Source organism: Acetomicrobium thermoterrenum DSM 13490 (assembly GCF_900107215.1).
Taxonomy (GTDB): domain Bacteria; phylum Synergistota; class Synergistia; order Synergistales; family Acetomicrobiaceae; genus Acetomicrobium; species Acetomicrobium thermoterrenum.
Map to the genome: position 1 here is coordinate 119,669 of NZ_FNPD01000004.1, position 20,261 is coordinate 139,929.

Annotated in this window: 24 protein-coding genes and 1 other RNA gene; 4 read left to right on the forward strand and 21 right to left on the reverse strand. The window is 45.8% G+C overall.

Going from position 1 to position 20,261, the window contains the following annotated elements; all coding sequences use genetic code 11:
• Nucleotides 1-6: 6 nt before the first annotated feature.
• The 5 genes from BLU12_RS04570 to BLU12_RS04590 are packed head-to-tail and all read right to left on the reverse strand — an operon-like array spanning nucleotide 7 to nucleotide 3,846.
• Nucleotides 7-321: a YhdT family protein gene (locus tag BLU12_RS04570; RefSeq protein WP_091460923.1), complete on the reverse strand. Its 315-nt coding sequence runs from the start codon at nucleotides 319-321 to the stop codon at nucleotides 7-9.
• Nucleotides 296-1,984 carry a dihydroxy-acid dehydratase gene (gene ilvD / locus BLU12_RS04575; RefSeq protein ID WP_091460925.1) on the reverse strand — a complete coding sequence of 563 codons (1,689 nt, stop codon included), beginning with the start codon at nucleotides 1,982-1,984 and terminating at the stop codon, nucleotides 296-298. Before ilvD ends, BLU12_RS04570 begins: the two co-directional genes overlap by 26 nt.
• Nucleotides 1,977-3,140, reverse strand: coding sequence for an aminotransferase (locus BLU12_RS04580; RefSeq protein WP_200778709.1), 1,164 nt, complete (start codon nucleotides 3,138-3,140; stop codon nucleotides 1,977-1,979). Before BLU12_RS04580 ends, ilvD begins: the two co-directional genes overlap by 8 nt.
• Before the next feature lie 8 nt (nucleotides 3,141-3,148).
• The gene (locus tag BLU12_RS04585) at nucleotides 3,149-3,619 is read right to left on the reverse strand and encodes a CRISPR-associated protein Cas4 (protein ID WP_234945459.1); all 471 of its coding nucleotides are present in this window, start codon (nucleotides 3,617-3,619) and stop codon (nucleotides 3,149-3,151) included.
• Nucleotides 3,595-3,846 carry a PD-(D/E)XK nuclease family protein gene (locus BLU12_RS04590; RefSeq protein WP_091460926.1) on the reverse strand — a complete coding sequence of 84 codons (252 nt, stop codon included), beginning with the start codon at nucleotides 3,844-3,846 and terminating at the stop codon, nucleotides 3,595-3,597. The genes BLU12_RS04585 and BLU12_RS04590 overlap by 25 nt, the downstream gene beginning before the upstream one ends.
• Nucleotides 3,847-3,919: 73 nt before the next feature.
• On the opposite strand from BLU12_RS04590, the gene BLU12_RS04595 reads away from it, so the two are divergent.
• Genes BLU12_RS04595 through BLU12_RS04610 form a run of 4 tightly spaced genes read left to right on the forward strand, consistent with a single transcriptional unit; the run spans nucleotide 3,920 to nucleotide 6,403 of the window.
• On the forward strand, nucleotides 3,920-4,336 hold the full coding sequence (locus BLU12_RS04595) for a PaaI family thioesterase (protein WP_091460928.1): 417 nt from the start codon (nucleotides 3,920-3,922) through the stop codon (nucleotides 4,334-4,336).
• A 39-nt stretch (nucleotides 4,337-4,375) separates the two neighbouring features.
• A complete protein-coding gene (locus BLU12_RS04600; protein WP_091460930.1) occupies nucleotides 4,376-4,891 on the forward strand; it encodes a cob(I)yrinic acid a,c-diamide adenosyltransferase in 516 nt (171 codons plus the stop codon).
• Between the two features lie 47 nt (nucleotides 4,892-4,938).
• Complete coding sequence (locus BLU12_RS04605) at nucleotides 4,939-5,616, forward strand: GntR family transcriptional regulator (protein ID WP_091460932.1); 678 nt, start codon at nucleotides 4,939-4,941, stop codon at nucleotides 5,614-5,616.
• Between the two features lie 22 nt (nucleotides 5,617-5,638).
• Nucleotides 5,639-6,403, forward strand: a complete 765-nt coding sequence (locus BLU12_RS04610; protein ID WP_091460933.1) for a YdcF family protein — start codon at nucleotides 5,639-5,641, stop codon at nucleotides 6,401-6,403.
• Nucleotides 6,404-6,419: 16 nt separating this feature from the next.
• Here the strand turns inward: BLU12_RS04610 and BLU12_RS04615 are convergent, their stop codons facing one another.
• From BLU12_RS04615 to BLU12_RS04690, 16 genes are all read right to left on the reverse strand, one after another.
• On the reverse strand, nucleotides 6,420-7,763 hold the full coding sequence (locus tag BLU12_RS04615) for a replication-associated recombination protein A (RefSeq protein WP_200778710.1): 1,344 nt from the start codon (nucleotides 7,761-7,763) through the stop codon (nucleotides 6,420-6,422).
• A complete protein-coding gene (locus tag BLU12_RS04620) occupies nucleotides 7,760-8,734 on the reverse strand; it encodes an HAD family hydrolase (RefSeq protein WP_234945460.1) in 975 nt (324 codons plus the stop codon). The genes BLU12_RS04615 and BLU12_RS04620 overlap by 4 nt, the downstream gene beginning before the upstream one ends.
• A gap of 41 nt (nucleotides 8,735-8,775) precedes the next feature.
• Nucleotides 8,776-8,954: non-coding RNA, 6S RNA (gene ssrS, locus BLU12_RS04625), on the reverse strand.
• Between the two features lie 26 nt (nucleotides 8,955-8,980).
• A complete protein-coding gene (locus BLU12_RS04630; RefSeq protein ID WP_091460935.1) occupies nucleotides 8,981-9,436 on the reverse strand; it encodes a hydrogenase maturation protease in 456 nt (151 codons plus the stop codon).
• A gap of 6 nt (nucleotides 9,437-9,442) precedes the next feature.
• A complete protein-coding gene (locus BLU12_RS04635) occupies nucleotides 9,443-10,870 on the reverse strand; it encodes a Ni/Fe hydrogenase subunit alpha (RefSeq protein ID WP_200778711.1) in 1,428 nt (475 codons plus the stop codon).
• Between the two features lie 20 nt (nucleotides 10,871-10,890).
• A complete protein-coding gene (locus BLU12_RS04640; RefSeq protein ID WP_009200280.1) occupies nucleotides 10,891-11,430 on the reverse strand; it encodes an NADH-quinone oxidoreductase subunit B family protein in 540 nt (179 codons plus the stop codon).
• A 21-nt stretch (nucleotides 11,431-11,451) separates the two neighbouring features.
• The gene (locus tag BLU12_RS04645) at nucleotides 11,452-13,533 is read right to left on the reverse strand and encodes a molybdopterin-dependent oxidoreductase (protein WP_091460938.1); all 2,082 of its coding nucleotides are present in this window, start codon (nucleotides 13,531-13,533) and stop codon (nucleotides 11,452-11,454) included.
• Between the two features lie 16 nt (nucleotides 13,534-13,549).
• Nucleotides 13,550-15,343: an NADH-quinone oxidoreductase subunit NuoF gene (nuoF, locus tag BLU12_RS04650; RefSeq protein WP_091460940.1), complete on the reverse strand. Its 1,794-nt coding sequence runs from the start codon at nucleotides 15,341-15,343 to the stop codon at nucleotides 13,550-13,552.
• A gap of 12 nt (nucleotides 15,344-15,355) precedes the next feature.
• Nucleotides 15,356-15,727: a (2Fe-2S) ferredoxin domain-containing protein gene (locus BLU12_RS04655; RefSeq protein WP_009200277.1), complete on the reverse strand. Its 372-nt coding sequence runs from the start codon at nucleotides 15,725-15,727 to the stop codon at nucleotides 15,356-15,358.
• Complete coding sequence (locus BLU12_RS04660) at nucleotides 15,720-16,292, reverse strand: ATP-binding protein (protein ID WP_091460942.1); 573 nt, start codon at nucleotides 16,290-16,292, stop codon at nucleotides 15,720-15,722. The genes BLU12_RS04655 and BLU12_RS04660 overlap by 8 nt, the downstream gene beginning before the upstream one ends.
• A gap of 6 nt (nucleotides 16,293-16,298) precedes the next feature.
• Entirely contained in the window at nucleotides 16,299-16,775 is a 477-nt protein-coding gene (gene nuoE, locus BLU12_RS04665; protein WP_234945461.1) for an NADH-quinone oxidoreductase subunit NuoE, read from the reverse strand.
• 87 nt (nucleotides 16,776-16,862) lie between these two features.
• Complete coding sequence (locus BLU12_RS04670) at nucleotides 16,863-17,612, reverse strand: PHP domain-containing protein (RefSeq protein ID WP_009200274.1); 750 nt, start codon at nucleotides 17,610-17,612, stop codon at nucleotides 16,863-16,865.
• 4 nt (nucleotides 17,613-17,616) lie between these two features.
• Nucleotides 17,617-17,952, reverse strand: coding sequence for a hypothetical protein (locus BLU12_RS04675; protein WP_009200273.1), 336 nt, complete (start codon nucleotides 17,950-17,952; stop codon nucleotides 17,617-17,619).
• Nucleotides 17,949-19,277, reverse strand: coding sequence for a [Fe-Fe] hydrogenase large subunit C-terminal domain-containing protein (locus tag BLU12_RS04680; protein WP_234945462.1), 1,329 nt, complete (start codon nucleotides 19,275-19,277; stop codon nucleotides 17,949-17,951). The genes BLU12_RS04675 and BLU12_RS04680 overlap by 4 nt, the downstream gene beginning before the upstream one ends.
• Nucleotides 19,274-19,708, reverse strand: a complete 435-nt coding sequence (locus BLU12_RS04685) for an ATP-binding protein (RefSeq protein ID WP_040347735.1) — start codon at nucleotides 19,706-19,708, stop codon at nucleotides 19,274-19,276. Before BLU12_RS04685 ends, BLU12_RS04680 begins: the two co-directional genes overlap by 4 nt.
• Nucleotide 19,709: 1 nt before the next feature.
• The gene (locus tag BLU12_RS04690) at nucleotides 19,710-20,075 is read right to left on the reverse strand and encodes a hypothetical protein (protein ID WP_009200270.1); all 366 of its coding nucleotides are present in this window, start codon (nucleotides 20,073-20,075) and stop codon (nucleotides 19,710-19,712) included.
• Nucleotides 20,076-20,261: the final 186 nt, after the last annotated feature.

Consider the following 20,261-nt stretch of genomic DNA (forward strand, 5'->3'; position numbering starts at 1 on the left):
AATTCCTCACCTTACCTTAAGGTCATCTCTCCCGTCCGTCTCGAGAGACATGTCCTGAAAGAAAAATTTAACCAAAAACCAGGAGGCGAAAGAAAAGACTATGAACCCTACGACACAACTCCAAAAGAACCAGCTTGGCAAACCCATAACGAACTTATAGCCAGATAGAGGTTTTGACCCCATGCCATAGGCGAACCCATACCACCAAACAAAGTAAAGCAGGGTCAATATTATCGAGTATAGAGCCTCCCTCTTCGCTGACTTATAACGCTTGTCTTCTCCGATATCTTCTAAATCAACAATCTTCACAACCACCGTCATTCACCTCCAAAACTGCTCCTTTAGCTCCCGAAGTGACAAAAGCGCGGTACCGCTCCAAAAAAGGGCTGTCAAGCTTTCGAAGAAGAGGTTTCCATCCTTCTTTTCTAGAATTTAAATCTTCTTCGCTAATGTTAACATCTAGTTTACGGGCCGGAATGTCTATTATTATCTCGTCCCCCTCTTTGAGAAGTCCTATTGGCCCACCGTCAGCAGCCTCAGGAGACACATGCCCAATGGAAGCTCCCCTTGTGGCCCCGCTGAAACGGCCGTCAGTAATGAGGGCCACATGCTTATCCAGTCCCATGCCTGCCAATGCGGAGGTCGGACCCAACATCTCTCTCATTCCCGGCCCTCCTTTGGGCCCCTCATACCTTATGACCACTACATCGCCCTTTTTTATTTCGCCGGAAAAAATGGCTTTTGTGGCCGCTTCTTCTGAGTCGAAAACCCTGGCAGGACCCTTATGGTTCATCATTTCAGGAGAAACGGCAGATTGTTTTACGACAGCTCCGTCAGGTGCCAGGTTTCCGCGAAGGACGGCAATGCCGCCTTCCCGATGATAAGGTCTGTCTACGGGTCGAATAACCTCGTCATCAAAAACATTAACATCCTTGAGATTGTCAGCAACTGTATTTGTCGTTACGGTCATAACGCTGCCGTCGATGAGACCTGCATCGGATAACCTTTTCATGACTGCAGGGACTCCTCCAGCAAAATACAGATCTTCAACGTGATCGCTGCCTCCGGGGCTCATGTTGCATAAATGAGGACACTTTTTACTCATATCATCAAAGACGGAAAGGGGGAGATTCAGGCCTGCCGCCCAGGCAATGGCAGGCAGATGCAAAGTGGTATTGGTAGACCCCCCCAACGCCATATCGACAGCAATTGCGTTTAAGAAGGAGGCCTTTGTCAGAATTTGTCGAGGCGTAATTCCTTTCTCGACTAACTTCATAACCGCCCTTCCCGTCTCCTTTGCCAATCTAATTCTCTCGGAAAATACCGACGGTATAGTTCCGTTGCCCGGCAAAGCAAGTCCTAAAGCCTCCATCATGCAATTCATCGTATTGGCCGTAAACATTCCGGCACAGGACCCACAGGTAGGGCAAGCAGATTTTTCAAGTTTAATCAACTCGGCATCCGTCAATGTTCCTGCTGCATGTTTTCCTACTGCTTCAAACATAGAAGAAAGATCTAAGGTTTTTCCTCCGTCGACCTTTCCGGTCAGCATCGGGCCACCGCTCAAAACAACGGACGGAATATCCAAACGGGCAGCGGCCATAGCCATACCTGGTACTATCTTGTCGCAATTCGTCACCAACACAAGGGCATCGATCCCGTGAGCTCTTGTCATTATCTCGACGGAATCCATTATATGTTCCCTGCTGGTCAAAGAGTATTTCATGCCTTCGTGATTCATCGCCAGCCCGTCGCAAACCCCAATAGCCGGAAACTCAAGCGGTAATCCTCCAGCTGCATACACTCCAGCCTTAACGGCTTCGACTAGTGTCCTCAAATGGATATGGCCGGGGATTATTGCATTATAGGCATTGACAACTCCTATCCATGGTCTTTCGATCTCCCATTTTTCATACCCTGCTGCCATTAAAAGCGACCTATGAGGCGCTCTGGAAACCCCTTTTTTTACCGTATCACTACGCATTATTCATTTCTCCTTCCTTTTTTTTCAAGAAATTAGACAATGATTTTAGCCCCTCTTGCAATACTTCGCTGGCGCAGGCATAACCTATCCTTGCCCAACCGTTAAATTCCGGGCCAAATGCACTCCCCGGCACCAAAAAAGCTCCCGTCTCAGCCAACAAACCTTCGCAAAAAACGCTTGATGGAATGCCATAGTCGCTAAAATTCAAAAAAGCTGTCGTTCCCGCTTTCGGCGGAACCCATCTCACCCTCTTTTCATCGTCAACCCACGAAGACAACATCTCATAATTTTTCCGCACTATCCCCAAATTCCTCTCCAAGAGCTTATCTTTGTTTTTTAAAGCTATAAGTGCAAGGCATTCATCCACGCGCCCACAGCTTATGGTCATGTAATCACGATGGGAAAAACATTGCTTTACGACCTCTGGAGACCCAACTATCCAGCCCAACCTTAATCCGGCAAGAGAAAACACTTTAGACATGCTTCCGGTACTAATCCCTTTTTCGTATAAATCGACTATTGAAGGAGTCTTAAAACTTGCTTCGTGTTCCAAACCCCTATAGACTTCGTCGCACAAAATATAAGCATCGTATCTTTTTGCTATATCCACTATGCGCTTTAAAAATTCAATATCCATTAAGGCGCCAGTAGGGTTATTCGGATTGTTTAGACAGATCATCTTAAGATTCCTGGCGTTTTTAGCAATTTCCTCGAGCTCATTCAGATCGGGTAAGAAATTGTTTTCCGGACGTAAAGGTAAAAGATGAACGGACGCCCCAAATGACTTTGGAACGCTATATAACTGTTGGTATGTAGGATAGACAGATATGACACCATCGCCGGGATTTACAAGTGAAAATTGCGTTAAAAAATTCGCTCCTATTCCGCCCTGTGTAATCAACACATTGTCTTCATTCATACTTTTATATAACGAAGCAACGGCCTTTCGTAATTCCCCCGAGCCGAGTATTTCCCCGTAAGTAAGTTTAATTTCCGCAATATTCCTCATAGCTCCAGCTGGATCTTGTGATAAATTCAAAAGCTCTTCCACTTTGAGCGATTCCACACAAGTTTCGGCAATATTGTACTTGGCCTTAGTCTCGTACCTGTTCATCCACTCTTCAACACCGAAGGGTTCAATATGCAACTCGATCATCCCTTTCTTTAGTCCTGTTGTTTACAGATAAAACGATAAGCACACTTATAACACCTTCCGTCCCCTTCTTCCAGTGGGGGAGGAGGAAAATCTTTAGAGAGCACATCTAAAGCTTCATCTGCAATTTGCATCAAATACCCTTTCGTCCTCTTATTCCAGCGTATTTTGAACTTTTTCCCTCGATATTGCAATAGCCCGTAGGGCACTTTGAAACCTGCCTCTTCCAACAGGAAGCAATAACACAAAAGTTGTAATCTGTGGCTTTCCGTTGGTTCATCGTAATTTGAGCTTTTATACTCTATCGGTATGTGCCAGGGGCCCTTCTTTATTACCGCATCGGGCCTACCCGTAAAAATTTGCCCCTTCCACAATTTCGAATCGATGCTTACGGGAATTTCCCTCATCCACCAAACGTAAATTCCCAATATGCAGATTGCAGCGATTGCAATGCCAGCTATTTCAATATCAGATACAAACAAAGCAAGGCCCCTCCAACAGCGATGAGAAAAAAGACAGTCCTCCAGACACTGCTCCAAAAACCTTTAAGCTTTTCCAGGAAGCCAAACCATCTATGGGCCCTTTTCCCCTTTTGAAGGGCTTTTCCGCCACCGTTGCCCTGGGGGGTAAAACCATGGGCCCTATACCATGCCGCACGGGGGCAATATACGTATTGTGCGAGTAATGATGCGCTTATTCTATCTTTCATGTAAATTTAAAACCCCCTAAAATAAAGAGTATTATTTACCTGTAATCGATGTTATCACAAAGGGGGATTGAAAATGAGCCTTGTAAAACTGCAGGGAACGCCATCGTGTTTTGTATGTGGAAACGAAAATGATAATCCTCGAAGTCTCGGACTGAACATCTTTTGGGACAATGAATCAAGGTACACATTTATAAGTTTCATTCCCGACGAGAGCTGGTGTGGTTACGAAGGAATGGTTCACGGCGGACTACTTGCTGCTATTATAGACGATGCCATGGCATGGTCAATAAAAGCGTCGGATGATGACATCTATGTTACTGGAAAACTAACCATATCCTTTAGAAAGGAGGTGCGCTGCGGGAAAAAATACGTGGCCCACGGTTTCCTCGAAAGAAAGGAGGGCAGAAGAGCTTATACTTCTGCCGTTATCAAGGATGAAGAAGGAAACACTTGCGTCGAAGGCGGGGCCATTTTCATACGTGTAAAATGAAAAAGGGAATAAAAATTTCATTTTAAAGGGGGGCCTGCGTTGGAGATTAAAATAACGACCAAGACAGGAGACCAAGGCATGACTAGCCTTGGCAATGGAGAAAGAGTTCCCAAGGATCATCCAAGGGTTGAGTTATATGGAACCTTAGATGAATGTCAGGCACACATCGGAATGGCGCGTGCTACTTGCAAAAACGAAGAAATAAAGGATACGCTGTTGCGATTGGAAAGGGATTTAAGCTGCTTTATGGGTTACTTGGCTTTATTTCCCGACTTAAGCGCTCCCGACGTCATTTGGCTGGAAGAAATTATTTCAAAGGTATTACGTTCTATTTCGAAGGACAAACCGAGCTTTGTATTGCCCGGCGAATCCATATCGGAAGCAGCTCTCCATATAGCACGCACAGTGGCCAGAAGAGCAGAAAGGATAGCCGTAAAGTTATTGAGAAACAAAGAAATAAAGGAAAACGCCTATGTTTTTATCAATAGGCTATCTGATGCGTTATATGCCTTAGCATTGTGGACGAACAACGATTTACAAAATAGGGAGAATTAAGTATACTTTGTAAAAAATAAATACGACCTTTAAGGAGGAAAAGCTATATGACAAGTAATCCGCTTACTCCCGCTGAAAGTACCGATTTGAGACAAATAGTTTATAACAAGATAAGGGACGCAATAATAATGGGAATCATCAAGCCGGGAGCAAAACTCTCCGAGACCGAATTGGCACAAACTTTAGCGGTATCCAGAACCCCAATACGAGAGGCCATAAGGCAGCTGGCGCAAACCGGAATTGTAAGGCTCGTCCCAAGGAAGGGAGCTTTTGTTACCCTTCCCACGGAAAAAGACGTAAACGACCTTTACGAAGTAAGGATCGCTCTGGAAACTATAGCTGTAAAAAGGATTTGTAAGAAGGGACCGAAGGAGGAACTACTCCGCTTTAGAGAATACTTCGCCTCTGTTGATCATAGCACCGACCCCAACGCTTTTTTGTTACAAGACACAGCCTTTCATTCCTTCCTGCGCAACTCATGCGATAATAGATTTCTAAACCAATTTTTAATGGAGACATATGATCTAATTCAGCTTTATAGACACTATTCCATAAAGGGTGTAGACCTTAAGGAATCGTCAATGGAACATGTCAGGTTAATAGATGCCATATTGGAAAAAGACGAAGAAGGGGCCATTAGGTTGTTGCAAAATCATTTGGAAGGCGCCCGGGATGCTCTCTTGGCCTTTCTAAAAGATGCCTCACCTGCAGGTGAACCGGATTAGCATAGAATAATGCGGAAATGCTATGCTTTTTACACTTTATAAAATTATAGGTTCCTTCGTCGTACCTCCGGGAATATTGGTCTTGCTATTGTTTATCGCCTCTTTATTGGCCTTTAAGAGGCCTAGAAAGGTTTTTCTCGGATGCCTTTTGCTTTTGATTGCCCTTAGTTTTTACCTTTTAAGCACGCCTATCACCTCCAGAATTGCACTAGGCAGATTGGAGAATATGGTTGCACCTTCTCTGCCTGCAGATAAAGCAGCGATCGTGGTGCTTGGTGGAGGGCAGCGCAGGACCTCGGACCCCGATAAAGCAGAAGTATCGCCACATACATTAATGCGCCTGTTCGGAGGCATAGAGTTGGCCGTGAAGTTCAATTGGCCAATTTTACTGTGTGGCGGATCGTACTCACAGGAAGTACCTGAGGCAATAACGATGTCAAAAAAGGTTAAGGAGCTTTTTCCGGATTTACTGATCTACGAAGAGTCGCAATCAAGAACGACTTGGGAAAATATAGAAAATGCCTCGTCCATTTTGAGGTCTTTGGAACTTAAACATGCGGTCCTCGTCACGCACGGATATCATATGCCTCGGGCACATTTAATCGCCAAGGGGTTGGCTCCCGAAATTAATTGGCACCCCTGTCCCGTGGGCAAAATGGCAGATAACGCTCCGTTGTCGCTTATTGACTTCTTGCCCGGTGCCTCGAGCTTGCATATCAATAGCTTGGCCTTAAAAGAGCATGTTGGAATAATAGCTTATCGAATTAAGCTATTTATTGAACGATGATTAAAGGAAAATCGGTCTAATTTCGATCGCCATCGTTTTTATTGGAATATCTCTTCCATAATTTCTGCAATCTCTTGGAAATGCTCCATTCGTGACCTACATTGCCCGGAAAATAAAAACGCTTTGGAACAGTCATGTACTTTTGGGGAACCCAATGTCTCGGGTCGTCGTGGGGATACACATATCCTTCGCCATGGGATTTAAGATGGAGTGGGACTTCTTGGATTTCGCCCTTTTCTATAGCGTTTAAGGCAGAATCGATGGCCTTGTAAGAACTGTTGCTCTTCTCGGCGCAGGCAAGATAGATTGCACATTCAGACAATATAATCCTCGCCTCGGGCAATCCGACATGGTCCACCGCGCTTGCCGCAGCTTCTGCCAACACCAATGCAAATGGGTTTGCCAACCCAACATCCTCGGCAGCAAATATAAGCATTCTTCTAGCTATAAATCTGATATCCTCTCCGCCGGCCACCATCCTGGCAAGCCAGTAAACGGCTGCATCGGGGTCGGAACCTCTCATGCTTTTTATAAAGGCTGAAATGATATCATAATGCTTGTCCGAGGACTTATCGTATATTTGCAAGGACTTTGGCGCCAATTGAACAACATCTTCCAATGTTACCCTCTTTTTTCCCGAAGCTACAGATGCCAAAACGACCGACTCCAATCGCAGAAGCGCTTGTCTCGCATCGCCACCAGCAGCGCGGGAAATGAAGGCAACAGCCTGCTCGTCTACTTCTACGTCAAACATCCCCACACCCTTTTCTTTATCCCGAAGGGCCCTATATAGAATGCGCTCGATGTCTCGTGGAGCAAGGGGCTTAAGCTCGAATACGATCGCCCTCGAAAGAAGGGTCTTGTTTATTTCAAAATAAGGATTTTCAGTAGTAGTGCCCACTAAAATCAAATCTCCCTTCTCAACTGAAGGGAGCAGGGCGTTTTGTTGTTGTTTGTTGAAATGATAAATTTCATCAATAAAAACTATTGCCGATTTTCCTGCGCGTCTTTTTAGGTTTCTCGCTGTATCAACCACGTCCCGCAGTTGAGCTACTTTAGCAGTTACGGCATTAATTTCGAACAATTTTCTTCCCGTTACGGAAGCCATTACCCTTACTAACGTCGTTTTTCCGCTTCCGGGAGGACCGTAGAGGATACAACTTGGCACCTGTCCGGCTTCGAGCAATCGTCTGAGCGGTTTATCTTTTCCCAGAAGGTGTTCCTGACCGACAAAATCCTCTAACTTGGCAGGACGCATCCTTTCTGCCAAAGGGACCTCTAATCCTCGATCTCCACCGCTTTTATCTTCAATAATATTGCCGACGTAATCTTCAAATAGATCTTTTTGCATTTGACTCATCGAGACAACAACTCCTCGATGAAGGAAATGCTTTCCGACACCCCGTCTGGCAAGTCCAGAGCCTCCCCATCGCTCACAACCTTAGCCAGAGGAAAACGCTTTATGAGAAAATCACTCACAACCTTATCCAAGGGCTCCCAAAGATATTTGGGGTCGATGTAAGGGCTATTTCGCCAACGATCAGCCTCAAGCCTAACCTCATTGTCTATACAAAAGGAGCCTACTCCCATCGGCGCCAGCTTGGTAAGGATTTCAAAAGCGTCATCTCCGACAAGTTTTACCGTCAACCCAAAAGCCCTTTCAAGCCATTTAAAACCCCTTTTACGTACGACAGGCTGGTATTCCCATGGTATTAAAGGTTGCGGATCCCCCAGTGCGTAAAATAAATCTATAACTTCGTTGTATGCTACATCTGCCCAGTTACTCCATTCTTCGTTGGCTCGTCTAACGAGAACAGCCCTCATACATGCACGTCTAGCGCCCACAATATCATACAAAAAATCTCCTATAACGACACATTGATACCACGGTATCTCGAGAAGCTCTGAAGCTTTTAAAAAAACTTGCGGGTCCGGCTTCAATAAGCCGTCATCTCTGGTAATTACGATCGGGGGGAGTTTAATGGAAGCCCTTTTAGCCGCCATGGCGACGCACTTTTTGGTGTTTCGGCTCACTACAGCCCAGGGAATATCATTTTTTTCAAGCCATGATATCAATTCCAAAGCCCCTAAAACCGGTTTGGCTTTTTCAGCGCCCTCAACTTCTATCTTTTCTATTGCCTCATAAAGCGCGGCTCTCTCTGTCGCAGGAAGTCTTGCCGCTTCTTCTAAAATCATAACCCTTTTACCCCCAAAAAAGCGATCGTATATGGGAGTAAAATCCAGTTTCGTTTCAGCCAGGACCCCATCCCAATCGAGTATAAAACCTCTTTGATTAGCCGGATGCCAGTAGGGACCGCTAAAAGACTGCAAATTACCAGCTCCCAAAAATGATATTAAAAATAAAATATTAGAAAAACCCCGCAATGCCGTGCCAAGAAGGCCTTGACCCGATCCTCACCTATTGGTGAGGCCTCCCCGTCCTTAACTTTGGTGACCCTTTAAGGTCTCCTCAGCCGGACAGGAGTCAGCCTCGATCGGTTTTAGTGTTGGCTCAAGGCTCTTCGGCATAGCACGAACACCGCAGGGTTTTTGCACCTATATTATAGCACAAAATGTTCAACAGAAATTATCTGTAAAATACTTTTTAAAACCCTCCAATGCTTTGTTAAACCTTTCCATACATATACAGCTCAATGATTCACCAAAATCGAAGTCAACGCCGGAAACAGACACCATGACCATTTTGGGCATATCAATTCCCATCTGTGCAGCCAAATGTTTTATCCATCCGGGAGTGCAGGTGTGAAGGTTAAGCCCATCGATATCGGCGGAGGGCGTAACTTCGGCTATATTGTAACCATCGGAATATTGATCCACAGACGCATCGACGAAGATGGCGAGATCCTTTCCTTCCAATTCAATTGCTACCTCAGGAAGCAATTGGTGCCCAACCCAAGTAGTTGCTTCATGTCCAATTTCGTTCAGCCATTCAGCAATGGCATGCGCTCCCCTATGCCCTACGCCATCATCCCTCCTGAAGGAATTGCCGTAGCCCAATACGATCACGTTCATCGGCAATTAGCCCCTCACGACCTCTTTAATTACCTCACCAGCGGATGATATCAACTCTAATTTTAACGGCATCTTGCCCACTGCGTGAGTGGAACAGGATAAACAGGGATCGTAAGCACGGATAACATGCTCCAATCTGTTAAACACACCCTCCGGTATATCTCTGCCCTTGATGTATTTCTTGGCCACCGCTTCGACGCCTTTATTCATGGCATAGTTGTTATGGCCAGTCGCTACGATCAAGTTAACCTTCGTGATAACTCCGCTCTCGTTCACCCAATAATGATGAATAAGGGTTCCCCTGGGAGCCTCTATAACTCCTATTCCTTCAGGGTTGATCTCCTTGGATGTAACCCTGAGATCGCTAGATGTAATCTCGGGGTCGGAAAGCAACTGCTCGATACGTTCTATGCCGTAAAGGGCTTCTATCAGTCTTGCGTAGTGGTAGTAAAGCGTATAAGGCACTATGCCGTCATCACTAATTTGCTTGTATAGCGCGTACTCCTCGGAAGCCTGCGGCGTATCGATATTATCTGCAGCATTTAACCTTGCAAGGGGCCCAACCCTATAGGAACCGTGGGGAAATCCCAAAGATTTGTAGAAAGGAAATTTTAAGTAGCTCCAGGGTTCAACGTGCTCTCCTATATATTTAAGATAATCCTTTGGATCGAACTCATCCAAAATCCTTCCTCTTGGCGCTTTAATCCTGATGTTTCCGTCGTAAAGCTCAAGTTTTCCGTCTCGAACCAGGCCCATATAGGCAGTTTCTACAGTTGCAAACTCCTTCGCCTCTTCCTTCCCTTCTTCCAGATAACCTTTAATTAACTTAATCGCTTCCAGCGCTATTGATTTCATTTCGGGAATTTGAGCGGCTATATTATCCCGCTCTTGGGGCGTCAGGCTCCTGTTTACACCGCCAGGAATGCTGTGCCATGGGTGAACTTTTTTGCCTCCCAAAGTTTTTATTATTTCCTGACCAAACTTGCGAAGCAATATCCCCTTTTTCGCAAGCTCCGGATAGCGTTCCGCCAAACCGACCACATTTCTTATCTTCACAGGAGCATCAAAACCTAGCAAAATATCGGGGCTAGACAAATGAAAGAAACTCAGGGCGTGGGATTGAACAATTTGCCCCATATGCATGAGCTCCCTTAGCTTGTGGGCTGCAGGCGTAATGGTAACGCCTAAAATATCGTCGCATGCTTTAGCGGATGCCAAATGATGCGATACAGGGCAGATGCCGCAAATTCGCGGAGTTATCACCGGCATCTCCCTGAAATCCCTTCCTTTGGTAAAGACTTCAAACCCTCTATACTGGGTTACATGAAACCTGGCTTCTTTCACCTCCCCCGCCTCATCAAGCATTACGGTTATCTTCCCGTGTCCTTCTATCCTTGTTACCGGATTAATCTCTAACTTGTAGACCTCAGTCATGGCCATTTCCTCCCCTTCCTCTAATCGTAACGCATCATTTCCGAGGGAACTTTAGGAACACGCCCTGCTAAGAGCTCTTTGAAGACGTAGTATATAGTATCTGCATCAGGCGGACATCCGGGCACGTAAACGTCGACCTTCACCTCATAATCTAAAGGTAATGCCCTTGGAAGCAATTCGGGGATATCCTCGTTAGGTATTATTCCTTCAGGATTAACGGTGCTGGCAGTGTCGATATAGCCCTCTTTTAAAACCCTATCCTTCGGTATAAAATTGCGCATACAATTAATGCCGCCGAATACAGCGCAATCTCCCCATGCAACCAAATACTTACATCTTTCTCTCATTTTTCTGGCTATTTCTAATTCCTCAACGTTACCCAAACCGCCGGATAGCACTCCCACATCGATATCGGGAATGTCCTTTGCGTCTACTATAGGGGAATAAAGTATTTCTACGTTTTTGAATAAATCGACCAATCTTTCATCTATGTCAAGGAAAGACATATGACATCCTGCGCACGCTTCTAACCAATATGTCGCAACTTTTGCCTTAGCCATGGAACTTCACCTCCCAAAAAACTAATTTAATGGAATTATGCGAGCCTCGCTGGCCCGAGCTTGCGATTTAAAAACCTCTTCGCAAGGAGACGTTTCCGGCTTCCCAAGCTTCACGCCCAGCTTCTTTGCAAATTCATCCATCACATAATGCAGCCCCTTTAGATCGCCTTTTGGAGGAACGATTGTATTAAGCTTTCTGCGCTCTCCCTCGATGGTGCAGTAATGACCGCTTCTTTCGTACCACGCAGGTGCTGGCAGAAGTATGTCTGCAAGGTTGACCAAGGGCCTAACTTTAAAAGGAGTTTGGACCACAACAAATCGCGTTGCAGAAATGGCAGCCAAAATTTCTTCCTCCTCGGGAACCATGCCCGTGGAAAAGACGTACATGAAATCCCTTTTTTCTTTGGTAACCCAAGGATCCTCGCTTACTACGGTGTTTCGAGCTCCCAAGCTGTTGGCACTCACCAACAACGGCACCACCCCTAATCCATCCTCGTAGAAAGCCTTCGATGCTATTGCGAGATTGCAGGCTGCGGTAACTAATTCGTGCGATTTCGTTGCCCTGCCTCCAACTACGAAGACGGGTTTCTTAGACGATATAAGCATCAGGGCAACCTCTTCGGCAATCTTCGGATCAAGCCCCATGGCTCTGGCACTTTCTTCTATAGATTCCCTGTAGGACGATAAAGCAGATTCGGCTCCGCTTTCATATTCGCCAAAACCGGCCATTTCAGACGGTCCAGCACTGATCTTGCTGATTATTTCGGCCAAATTTGAGAGGGCCTTTGGAAGCGCCTGTCCCTCGGGCAATTGAACATCCAAATCGACCAAACCGGGGAATTGTGATGCTCCAAAGGAAATATTCAGCAATTTTGCATTCTTGTGCAGGCAAGCAACTCGGATGTAACTTGCAACCACGGGAGCCTCCTTCTGAGGGTCGGCGAACATTGTAACAACAAGATCGCTATCTAAGATGTGATGCGCTGCGGTAAATGGCCTTACACCCTGGTCTTTGAAGGGCATGAATCCCTTGATAAAACCACGGATCACGTCTCCGTCAAAGGAATCGGTATACTTCATCTTCAATGCATCCTTAAAAAGGGTGGAAAAGAGCGTCAACTCCTCGTCCGTACACAGGCTTGAAAGGATCGCTCCGGCTTTCTCCTCTTTATACGCCTTTTTAAACTCTGACGCCGCCAGCTCTAATGCCTCTTCCCATGTTGCCTCACGGTATGTGGCACCCTCTCTTATCAACGGCGTTGTAACCCTTTCCCGTTCCGTCGATTCGGGCAACCACCAACGACCCATGTGACAAAGCTGCCCGCCGTCCGGTTCATCTTGAGCGGTACCTTCAACTCTGACTATGCTGCCCGTGCGGACATAAGTCTTTATCTTGCAACCAACGGCACATAAAGGGCAGACGCTGTCCACCATGGCATCGCAATCGCTACGCCTTCCCCTGTAGGCAAAATCTCTGATAGTGATGGTGCCGGTCGGGCAAGATTGAGCACAGGCTCCACAATTTACGCAGGTGTCGCTTTCCGCCAACCTGTTTCCCAGATCCGCTATAACTTTTGCCTGCCAGCCTCGACGCTCGAGGTCCAAAGCGTGGGCACCAACGATTTCAGAACAAGTCCTGATGCATCTTTGACACAGTATGCAACGGTTATGGTCCATCATCAAATCCGCATCGGTAGCATCTACCTCGAAATCTGAATAAAGGTAGGGAAATCTCACCGAATCCATTTCATGTTCAATGGCCAGTCGCTGCAATTCACAATCGCCACTTTGCGAGCAGAACATACAAAAATGATTTCTTCCTGCAAACAGAAGTTCGAGAACCTGGCGCCTATAGTCTTTTAGCTTTTCGTTTTTCGTAATGACAACCATGCCCTCTTGAGCAGGCGTAGTGCAAGATGGCAACATTTTGGGATTGCCCTCAAGCTGAACTACGCACATCCTGCAGGCTCCTATAGGTGTTAAACCTTTTTGGAAGCATAGGGTGGGAATATAGACGTCGTTCTTGTTAGCGACATCCAATATCGTATCCCCCTGTACTCCCTTGCATTCCTTCCCATCTATGATCAATGTTATCTCTTTCATGCCAATCCTCCTCCGGCTATACTTTTGCGATAGCGCCAAATGGGCAGACCTGCATGCAAGTCCCACATTTGATGCATTTTTCTTGATCTATAAAATAAGGGGTCTGTCGATCACCGCTAATGCATTTGACAGGGCAATTTCTGGCACATAAACCGCACTTTCGACATTTATCTGGATCTACCACGTACTTGATCAACGCCGGACAGACCTTGGCAGGGCAACGTTTTTCCTCTATGTGAGCAAGGTATTCGTCCCGAAAATAGCGAATCGTAGTTATTACAGGGTTTGGAGCTGTTTGCCCTAATCCGCACAGTGAAGTTTCTTTGACCATGTAGGCCAGCTCTTCAAGTTTGCTCAAATCCTCCAACGTTCCCTCGCCTTTGCAAATCTTCTCGAGCATTAACAACATTTGCTTCGTGCCCTCTCTGCAGGGAACGCATTTTCCGCAGGATTCTCGTTGGGTAAATTCCAGGAAAAATCTGGCCACATCTACCATGCAGGTATCTTCGTCCATGACCACCAAACCGCCCGACCCCATAATGGCTCCGGCGCCGGTCAAGGATTCATAATCTATTGGCAGATCGAGATGTTCTTTAGTCAAACAACCTCCGGAGGGACCTCCAATCTGAACGGCTTTAAACTCTTTTCCGTTCAGGATACCGCCACCCAACTCGTATATGATCTCTTTAATGGTTATACCCATTGGAACTTCTATCAAACCGGTGTTCGTTATTTTGCCGGTTAGGGCAAATATCTTGGTTCCTTTAGATTTTTCCGTCCCCATCGAGGCAAACCAATCTGCGCCGTTCAAGATAATTTTGGGGACGTTTGCCCAGGTTTCCACATTGTTTATATTTGTAGGCTTGCCCCACAAACCATGTTGCGCCGGAAACGGCGGCCTTGGCCGAGGCATGCCCCTACGACCTTCGATCGAAGCCATTAAAGCGGTTTCTTCACCGCAGACGAAAGCTCCTGCTCCTTCCTTTAAATGCAGATGAAAGGAAAAATTGGTGCCCATTATGTTATCTCCGAGCAACCCCATCTCCTCGGCCTGAGCAATTGCTATTTTAAGTCTTTTAATGGCAAGGGGATACTCGGCACGACAATAGATATAACCTTCATCAGCACCAATAGCATATGCCCCTAGCGCCATACCTTCTATTACAGAGTGGGGGTCTCCCTCTAAAGTTGACCGGTCCATAAAAGCACCCGGGTCACCCTCGTCGGCATTGCATATGACATATTTTTTATTCCCAGGGGCTTTGCGAGCAAATTCCCACTTCAACCCAGTAGGAAACCCTGCGCCACCCCTGCCTCTCAAACCGGATTTTTTCACTTCATCCAAAACTTCCTCCGGCGTCATTTCCAGGAGAGCCTTCCCCAGGGCTATATAACCATCGCGAGCTATATATTCCTCTATTTTTTCCGGATCTATATAACCACAGTTGCTGAGCACTATGCGATGCTGCTTGCTGTAAAAAGGTATATCTCTATAATACGGAACTTTTTCCATATCTTGGGGCACTGTATAGAGCAACCTTTGAACGATTCGCCCCTTATAGAGATGCTCTTCCACTATTTCGGGCACATCTTCAGGCATTACTCTGCAGTAAAAGGCCCCCTCGGGATAAACGACGACCACGGGCCCCATTTCGCACATACCGTGACAACCCGTCTCTACCAACATCACTTCCCTGTCTAAGCCCTTTTTGACAAGTTCGTCCTTGAAGGCCTTCATTACGCTTGGAGCGCCACTGGCAGTACAGCCTGTTCCCCTGCAAACCAACACATGAGCACGATAAATAGCCATGATCAACTCCCCCTAATCCGTTCTGCCGATAACTTTTTCCCAAACTATATTGCCATTAATCATATGTTCAGCAATAATTCGGGATACGTCTTCGGGTTTTATGTTTCCGTATGTAACCCTTGGCTCGCCCGGCCTGATTATGTCAACCAGCGGTTCGTATTGGCACATGCCTATACAGCCGGTTGTCTCGACGGCTACGTCTTTGATACCGCGTTTGTCAAGCTCGGTTAAGATAGCAGTGAGGACCTCCCTTGCTCCTGCTGCTATTCCGCAAGTGCCCATGCCCACTATTATCTTCTTTTTGCCGCCCGATCGCGCCGAAGTCAGGTCTTTCGATTCTTCTTTAATTTTCCTCAGATCGTCAAGATTTTTGATCTTAGGCAATGTCTTCGCCTCCTTTTTTCTGATTCAATAAATCTATATTTTCCTGAATGTAATCCTTAATCCACAAAACTACCTTGGGAGATTTTAACAATTCTCTATCGCCAAGATGTTCGAGCAAATCATCAAGGTCAAGCATGAAAGAATTTCCGTCAACGTTATACCTAAAGATCCAACGACATTCGGGCCATCCTATGATCAATGTAGCTATAGTGGCCGCAACATCCCCCAATGGCGGGCAATCTATGTGGTCCTTTCTAAAGCCGGCTTCGATTACGGTACCTTCTCCCCTTTTTGATTTGATATCAAAGAAGCCCTCGCAAGCCAAAGCTGCCTGCTTTAAAAAGGGAATCCCAAGCCCAACCTTTCGTTCTTTTCTCGTAGTTGTAAAAGGATCTTCTACTTTGCGCAAAAATTCCTCGTCCATACCGCATCCGTCATCGGACACCCTTAAAACAATCGATTTGTTCCTATTGTCGATCGTAAGCTCAATTAAGACCTTCTTAGCCTTTGCCTTTGCGGAATTTTCGGCGATATCAAGGATATATTGAGAAAGATCCTCCAGCATGGAAGCTTATTCGTACCGATCCAAAATAGACTGTATCTTATCGGGAGTCATGCGCCCGTGCGTATCCTCGTCCACCATCATGACAGGAGCAAGACCGCATGCCCCAAGGCAAGCCACAGGTTCCAGGGTAAAGCGCAAGTCCTCGGTTGTTTCGTTCTCTTCTATCCCCAATGTCTGTTTGATTTTTTCCAAAATCTGCAAACTTCCCCTTACATGACAAGCGGTTCCGCGGCAAACGCGAATTATATGACGCCCCCTGGGTTTTAAATGAAATTGGGCATAAAATGTCGCTACTCCGTAAATCTCGGCTTTTGGCATTTTCAACTCCCTAGATATCGTGAGCAACGCATCTTCAGGCAGATAACCGAATTCCCGCTGAACTTCCTGCAATATGGGAATCAAACCACCCTGTTTACCCTTCCACGGAGCCACTATTTCTTTAGTCTTTTCAACAACATCCACAGTGCCTAATGCCACGATCATCACCACCATTGTATATATTTTTTAAAATCATTTCTCTCCACTTTGTGATGGATATCATATTCCCAAAAAAGAGTCAAGTAGAAAATGTTACGACCACGGCCACTTCACCCTCCTATCATTATATCTATGTAAAGCAAAAAAAACGTCATTAAACGAAGGTTGCTCCAAATAGATGGGCGTCGAGTGACATCTTTGGATGTCGTTAAGTCGATGAGCATCAGAGGATCTGATAATAGAATAATCTAAAACACTTTCCTTCCAGTATAAAGCCTCCTGAGCAGTCAACCTCGCTGACAGCTCCACGGCATCTATATTCATATTAGGATGCAACATCCCGAGCACTGCAAGATACGAATATGCCGGCCTGTCGACGTGGGCTAAAATCGCAATTCCTCCCATGCACTTTGTCTTCTCTATAACATCGTCCACAGATGCATCTATTCCCTGTAGCAGGAGAGTGTCAACTTCTTCCAGTATATTGTTCTCATGATCAATTACTAACTGAAACCCAAACAAATCGGGGTCGTTTTTCACCGGAGCCAATCGTGCCCACACCCAATCCTGGAAAGCAAAAGCCTCCTCGACAGTTTTAAAAAGACATAAGGTATGAATGTCTTCGCGAGATTGAACTTCCAACGCCGGCAAAACTGTCAGCGGCTTATCTTTGGCTGCGTTAATTACAGCGACTGAATTTGCCGCCGCATTATGATCAGCTATAGCTATTATATCAATCCCTTCATCCAAACACCTGCCTACTATATCCGCTGCTCCCATCTCAAGTTCGGCACAAGGCGATAATACAGTATGAACATGCAGGTCCATCCAATAAAGGTGCATGACTTCAATCTTTTATTCCCAGCTCGTACAGCTTGCCGCAAAGATTGAATGCATCCTGTTTGGAAGATGTAAGAGTAATATTTTCCTTCCGACAGCTGTCTATAAGTTCTTGAAGCGGTTCACGTCCTGATGCTAGCACGATGAATGGGATGTCTTTCAAAACAGCGACAGCAGCCACGTTAACATGGTTTTGAATAGTAACCCACACTGCTCCCTCCGGTGCCGTTCTCATTATAAAGCTCAAAAGATCTCCAACAACCCCCTGATGCACTTCTTTGTCAAGGTCGCCTTGAACATGCACATTCAATTCTAACTTTTCGCATATTTCCTTCACCTTCATGATTTCCCCTCCGGCGTCATTGTATGTACCAACCTCTTTGAAAGGTCGTAAATTTCCTTGGACAAATCTGCAATGCGTTCTTTTAATCTGAAGATGCAATCATCGAGCGAACCTTCGCCCTTTACGATATCTTCAGCCATAACCCTGCATGAGGGTCTGCCGCAGGTCCCGCAATCGAGGTGTGGGAGATCAGCGTAGACAGCGTGTAGTTGCTTCAATCTTTCCATAGCCTTTGCCAGATCCTCTCCTAAAGGCATCTGTTCAATGGGAACAATTCTTTCTCTGAGAGACCAAATCTTCGCATCGTAGATCGACTCGAGCTCCTCCCTGTTTTCCTCATTAAAATCAAAATCAATTTCCATGTTATCAATCTTGATACGGCTCAAAAAACGAGATTCGGCATTTCCTATGCCGCCTATGCATCCCAAATCGCAAACCCTGGCTTCGATGTAGTCGATACCTCTGAGTTTTCCCAATTCCATTTCCTGAAAAAGGTTAATCACGTTTCGCAACCCATCCACTTCAAGAGTTTTAATGGGCCTGCTTGAAAAACTGCGGACGTGCATTGACTCACCTCCGGTCTTAGCCCATGCTATCCAGCGTGGAGCATGGAATGGATAATCGACGGACACCTTTTTGGATGGGTCACCAGAGCCTATTAACACCTCTCGGGCAAGTTTAGACGTGGAAATGGCAAATTCAGCAGAACTTATATCCCTTCCAACGGGAGAACGTACCATGGCAATTCGCGCAGGACAGGATGAAACCAAGGTAACGGGGTCTCGCCTTTTCGACCTCGCTCTCCAAAGATCTATGCTCGTCTCTAGGGGAGATTCTACCTGCACGAGATGGGGAATAAGTTCATGGAATTTGATCTGAATCAACCTGACAACGGCAGGACAGTAAGTTGAAATAAGAGGCCTCAGGTTATCTGAAGAACTTTCTATGGCTCTTGCTACAGCCAAAGCCGTGACATCGTAAGCCGCTTCATATTCGTCAAAGATCGGCTCGAAGTTCAATTCAAATAGGGCTTGTGCCATCAACTCAGGGATGGGCGGCCAAGAAAACTGCGTGCAGAAGGAAGGGTCTGTAACCAACGTCATGGGGCGTTTGCTCAGTATATAATCCCATTCATCCTCCTCAAGCAATAATGCTCTATGCGTGCATCGTCTCAGACACTCGCCGCAAGCAATACAAATTTCGCTTAAAATACGAACTTTACCCTCTATGACCCTCATGGCCTCAGTGGGACATGATTTAATACAGTTGACACATCCTCTACAGGATGTTTCTACGATTTTCACGCCGTGAGCCAAATAACTCACCGTCCTTTATTAAGGTATATAACTGCACGTAATTTTGTACCCTTCCCCGGCACTGTGTCTATATACAATTCATCGGCATTTCTTTTGATATTGGGCAGGCCCATTCCTGCTCCGAAGCCCATTTCCCTTATAAAGTCGGGGGCAGAAGAATAACCTTCCTGCATCGCCAACTCCAGGTCCTCGATTCCCGGGCCCTCGTCTTCAGCCATTATGGTAACTTTATCCTCCTCAACTTGGAGGCGCATAACTCCACCGCCGCCATGTATCACAATGTTCATTTCCGCTTCGTAAACGACGATAGCTGCCCTACGGCAAATTTCGGGAGGCAATCCGAGAGATTTTAACGTTTCCTTAAACTGGGTGGCTGTTTCTCCTGCAGCCAGAAAATCCAGGGGCTTAACTTCTAACTCCAACACTAGCGGTTCGCTCAATTTAACTCGACTCCTTGTGAAGAATAGGACATGGTTTTAAACCGGCTTGATATAATAATCCGCAGGTTTCAAACATGCTCTTCTGACATAATAAAATAGGTATATCTAGCTTTTTGGCTAGGACAACCGCCTCTTCCAAGGGCCTCTTATTTCTTACAAACACAATACCGGTCATATCCAACATTGTCGCCGTCCGGATGATTTGAATATTTGTTAAGCCCGTTATTAAAAGCGAAGTTGCCAACGCAAAGGCAAGGACATCGCTCATTAGATCCGATGCAAAGGCATACTCGACTTCGCTATCCATTGCTGCAGTGTCAAATAATCTACTGGCCTGCAATATTTTTTCGATTTCGGATATCTTCATCCAATCTGACCTCCCGGAGGCAATTGAAATGTTAATGTTATAGTAATAACTATAGCATAATTTTTGGCCTGAGTGTATTTAATATCAAAGGGGCAAAAGCGACTTACTATATCCCCACATGATATAATTCTTGAGTCTATGTTAATAATCGTTTTATACTTTCTACGCAATCAGAGTGAAGGAGTG

Coding starts and splice junctions, on each gene's coding strand:
- BLU12_RS04675 (WP_009200273.1), bottom strand. CDS start 17,952: ATGAAGGTGAAGGAAATATGCGAAAAGTTAGAATTGAATGTGCATGTT.
- nuoF (WP_091460940.1), bottom strand. CDS start 15,343: ATGGCTATTTATCGTGCTCATGTGTTGGTTTGCAGGGGAACAGGCTGT.
- BLU12_RS04610 (WP_091460933.1), top strand. CDS start 5,639: ATGCTTTTTACACTTTATAAAATTATAGGTTCCTTCGTCGTACCTCCG.
- BLU12_RS04635 (WP_200778711.1), bottom strand. CDS start 10,870: ATGACTGAGGTCTACAAGTTAGAGATTAATCCGGTAACAAGGATAGAA.
- BLU12_RS04615 (WP_200778710.1), bottom strand. CDS start 7,763: ATGAGTCAAATGCAAAAAGATCTATTTGAAGATTACGTCGGCAATATT.
- BLU12_RS04645 (WP_091460938.1), bottom strand. CDS start 13,533: ATGAAAGAGATAACATTGATCATAGATGGGAAGGAATGCAAGGGAGTA.
- nuoE (WP_234945461.1), bottom strand. CDS start 16,775: ATGATCGTGGCATTAGGCACTGTGGATGTTGTTGAAAAGACTAAAGAA.
- BLU12_RS04580 (WP_200778709.1), bottom strand. CDS start 3,140: ATGATCGAGTTGCATATTGAACCCTTCGGTGTTGAAGAGTGGATGAAC.
- BLU12_RS04590 (WP_091460926.1), bottom strand. CDS start 3,846: ATGAAAGATAGAATAAGCGCATCATTACTCGCACAATACGTATATTGC.
- BLU12_RS04570 (WP_091460923.1), bottom strand. CDS start 321: ATGACGGTGGTTGTGAAGATTGTTGATTTAGAAGATATCGGAGAAGAC.
- BLU12_RS04605 (WP_091460932.1), top strand. CDS start 4,939: ATGACAAGTAATCCGCTTACTCCCGCTGAAAGTACCGATTTGAGACAA.
- BLU12_RS04595 (WP_091460928.1), top strand. CDS start 3,920: ATGAGCCTTGTAAAACTGCAGGGAACGCCATCGTGTTTTGTATGTGGA.
- BLU12_RS04630 (WP_091460935.1), bottom strand. CDS start 9,436: ATGAACGTGATCGTATTGGGCTACGGCAATTCCTTCAGGAGGGATGAT.
- BLU12_RS04640 (WP_009200280.1), bottom strand. CDS start 11,430: ATGGCTAAGGCAAAAGTTGCGACATATTGGTTAGAAGCGTGCGCAGGA.
- BLU12_RS04670 (WP_009200274.1), bottom strand. CDS start 17,612: ATGCACCTTTATTGGATGGACCTGCATGTTCATACTGTATTATCGCCT.
- ilvD (WP_091460925.1), bottom strand. CDS start 1,984: ATGCGTAGTGATACGGTAAAAAAAGGGGTTTCCAGAGCGCCTCATAGG.
- BLU12_RS04690 (WP_009200270.1), bottom strand. CDS start 20,075: ATGAAGATATCCGAAATCGAAAAAATATTGCAGGCCAGTAGATTATTT.
- BLU12_RS04660 (WP_091460942.1), bottom strand. CDS start 16,292: ATGCTGGAGGATCTTTCTCAATATATCCTTGATATCGCCGAAAATTCC.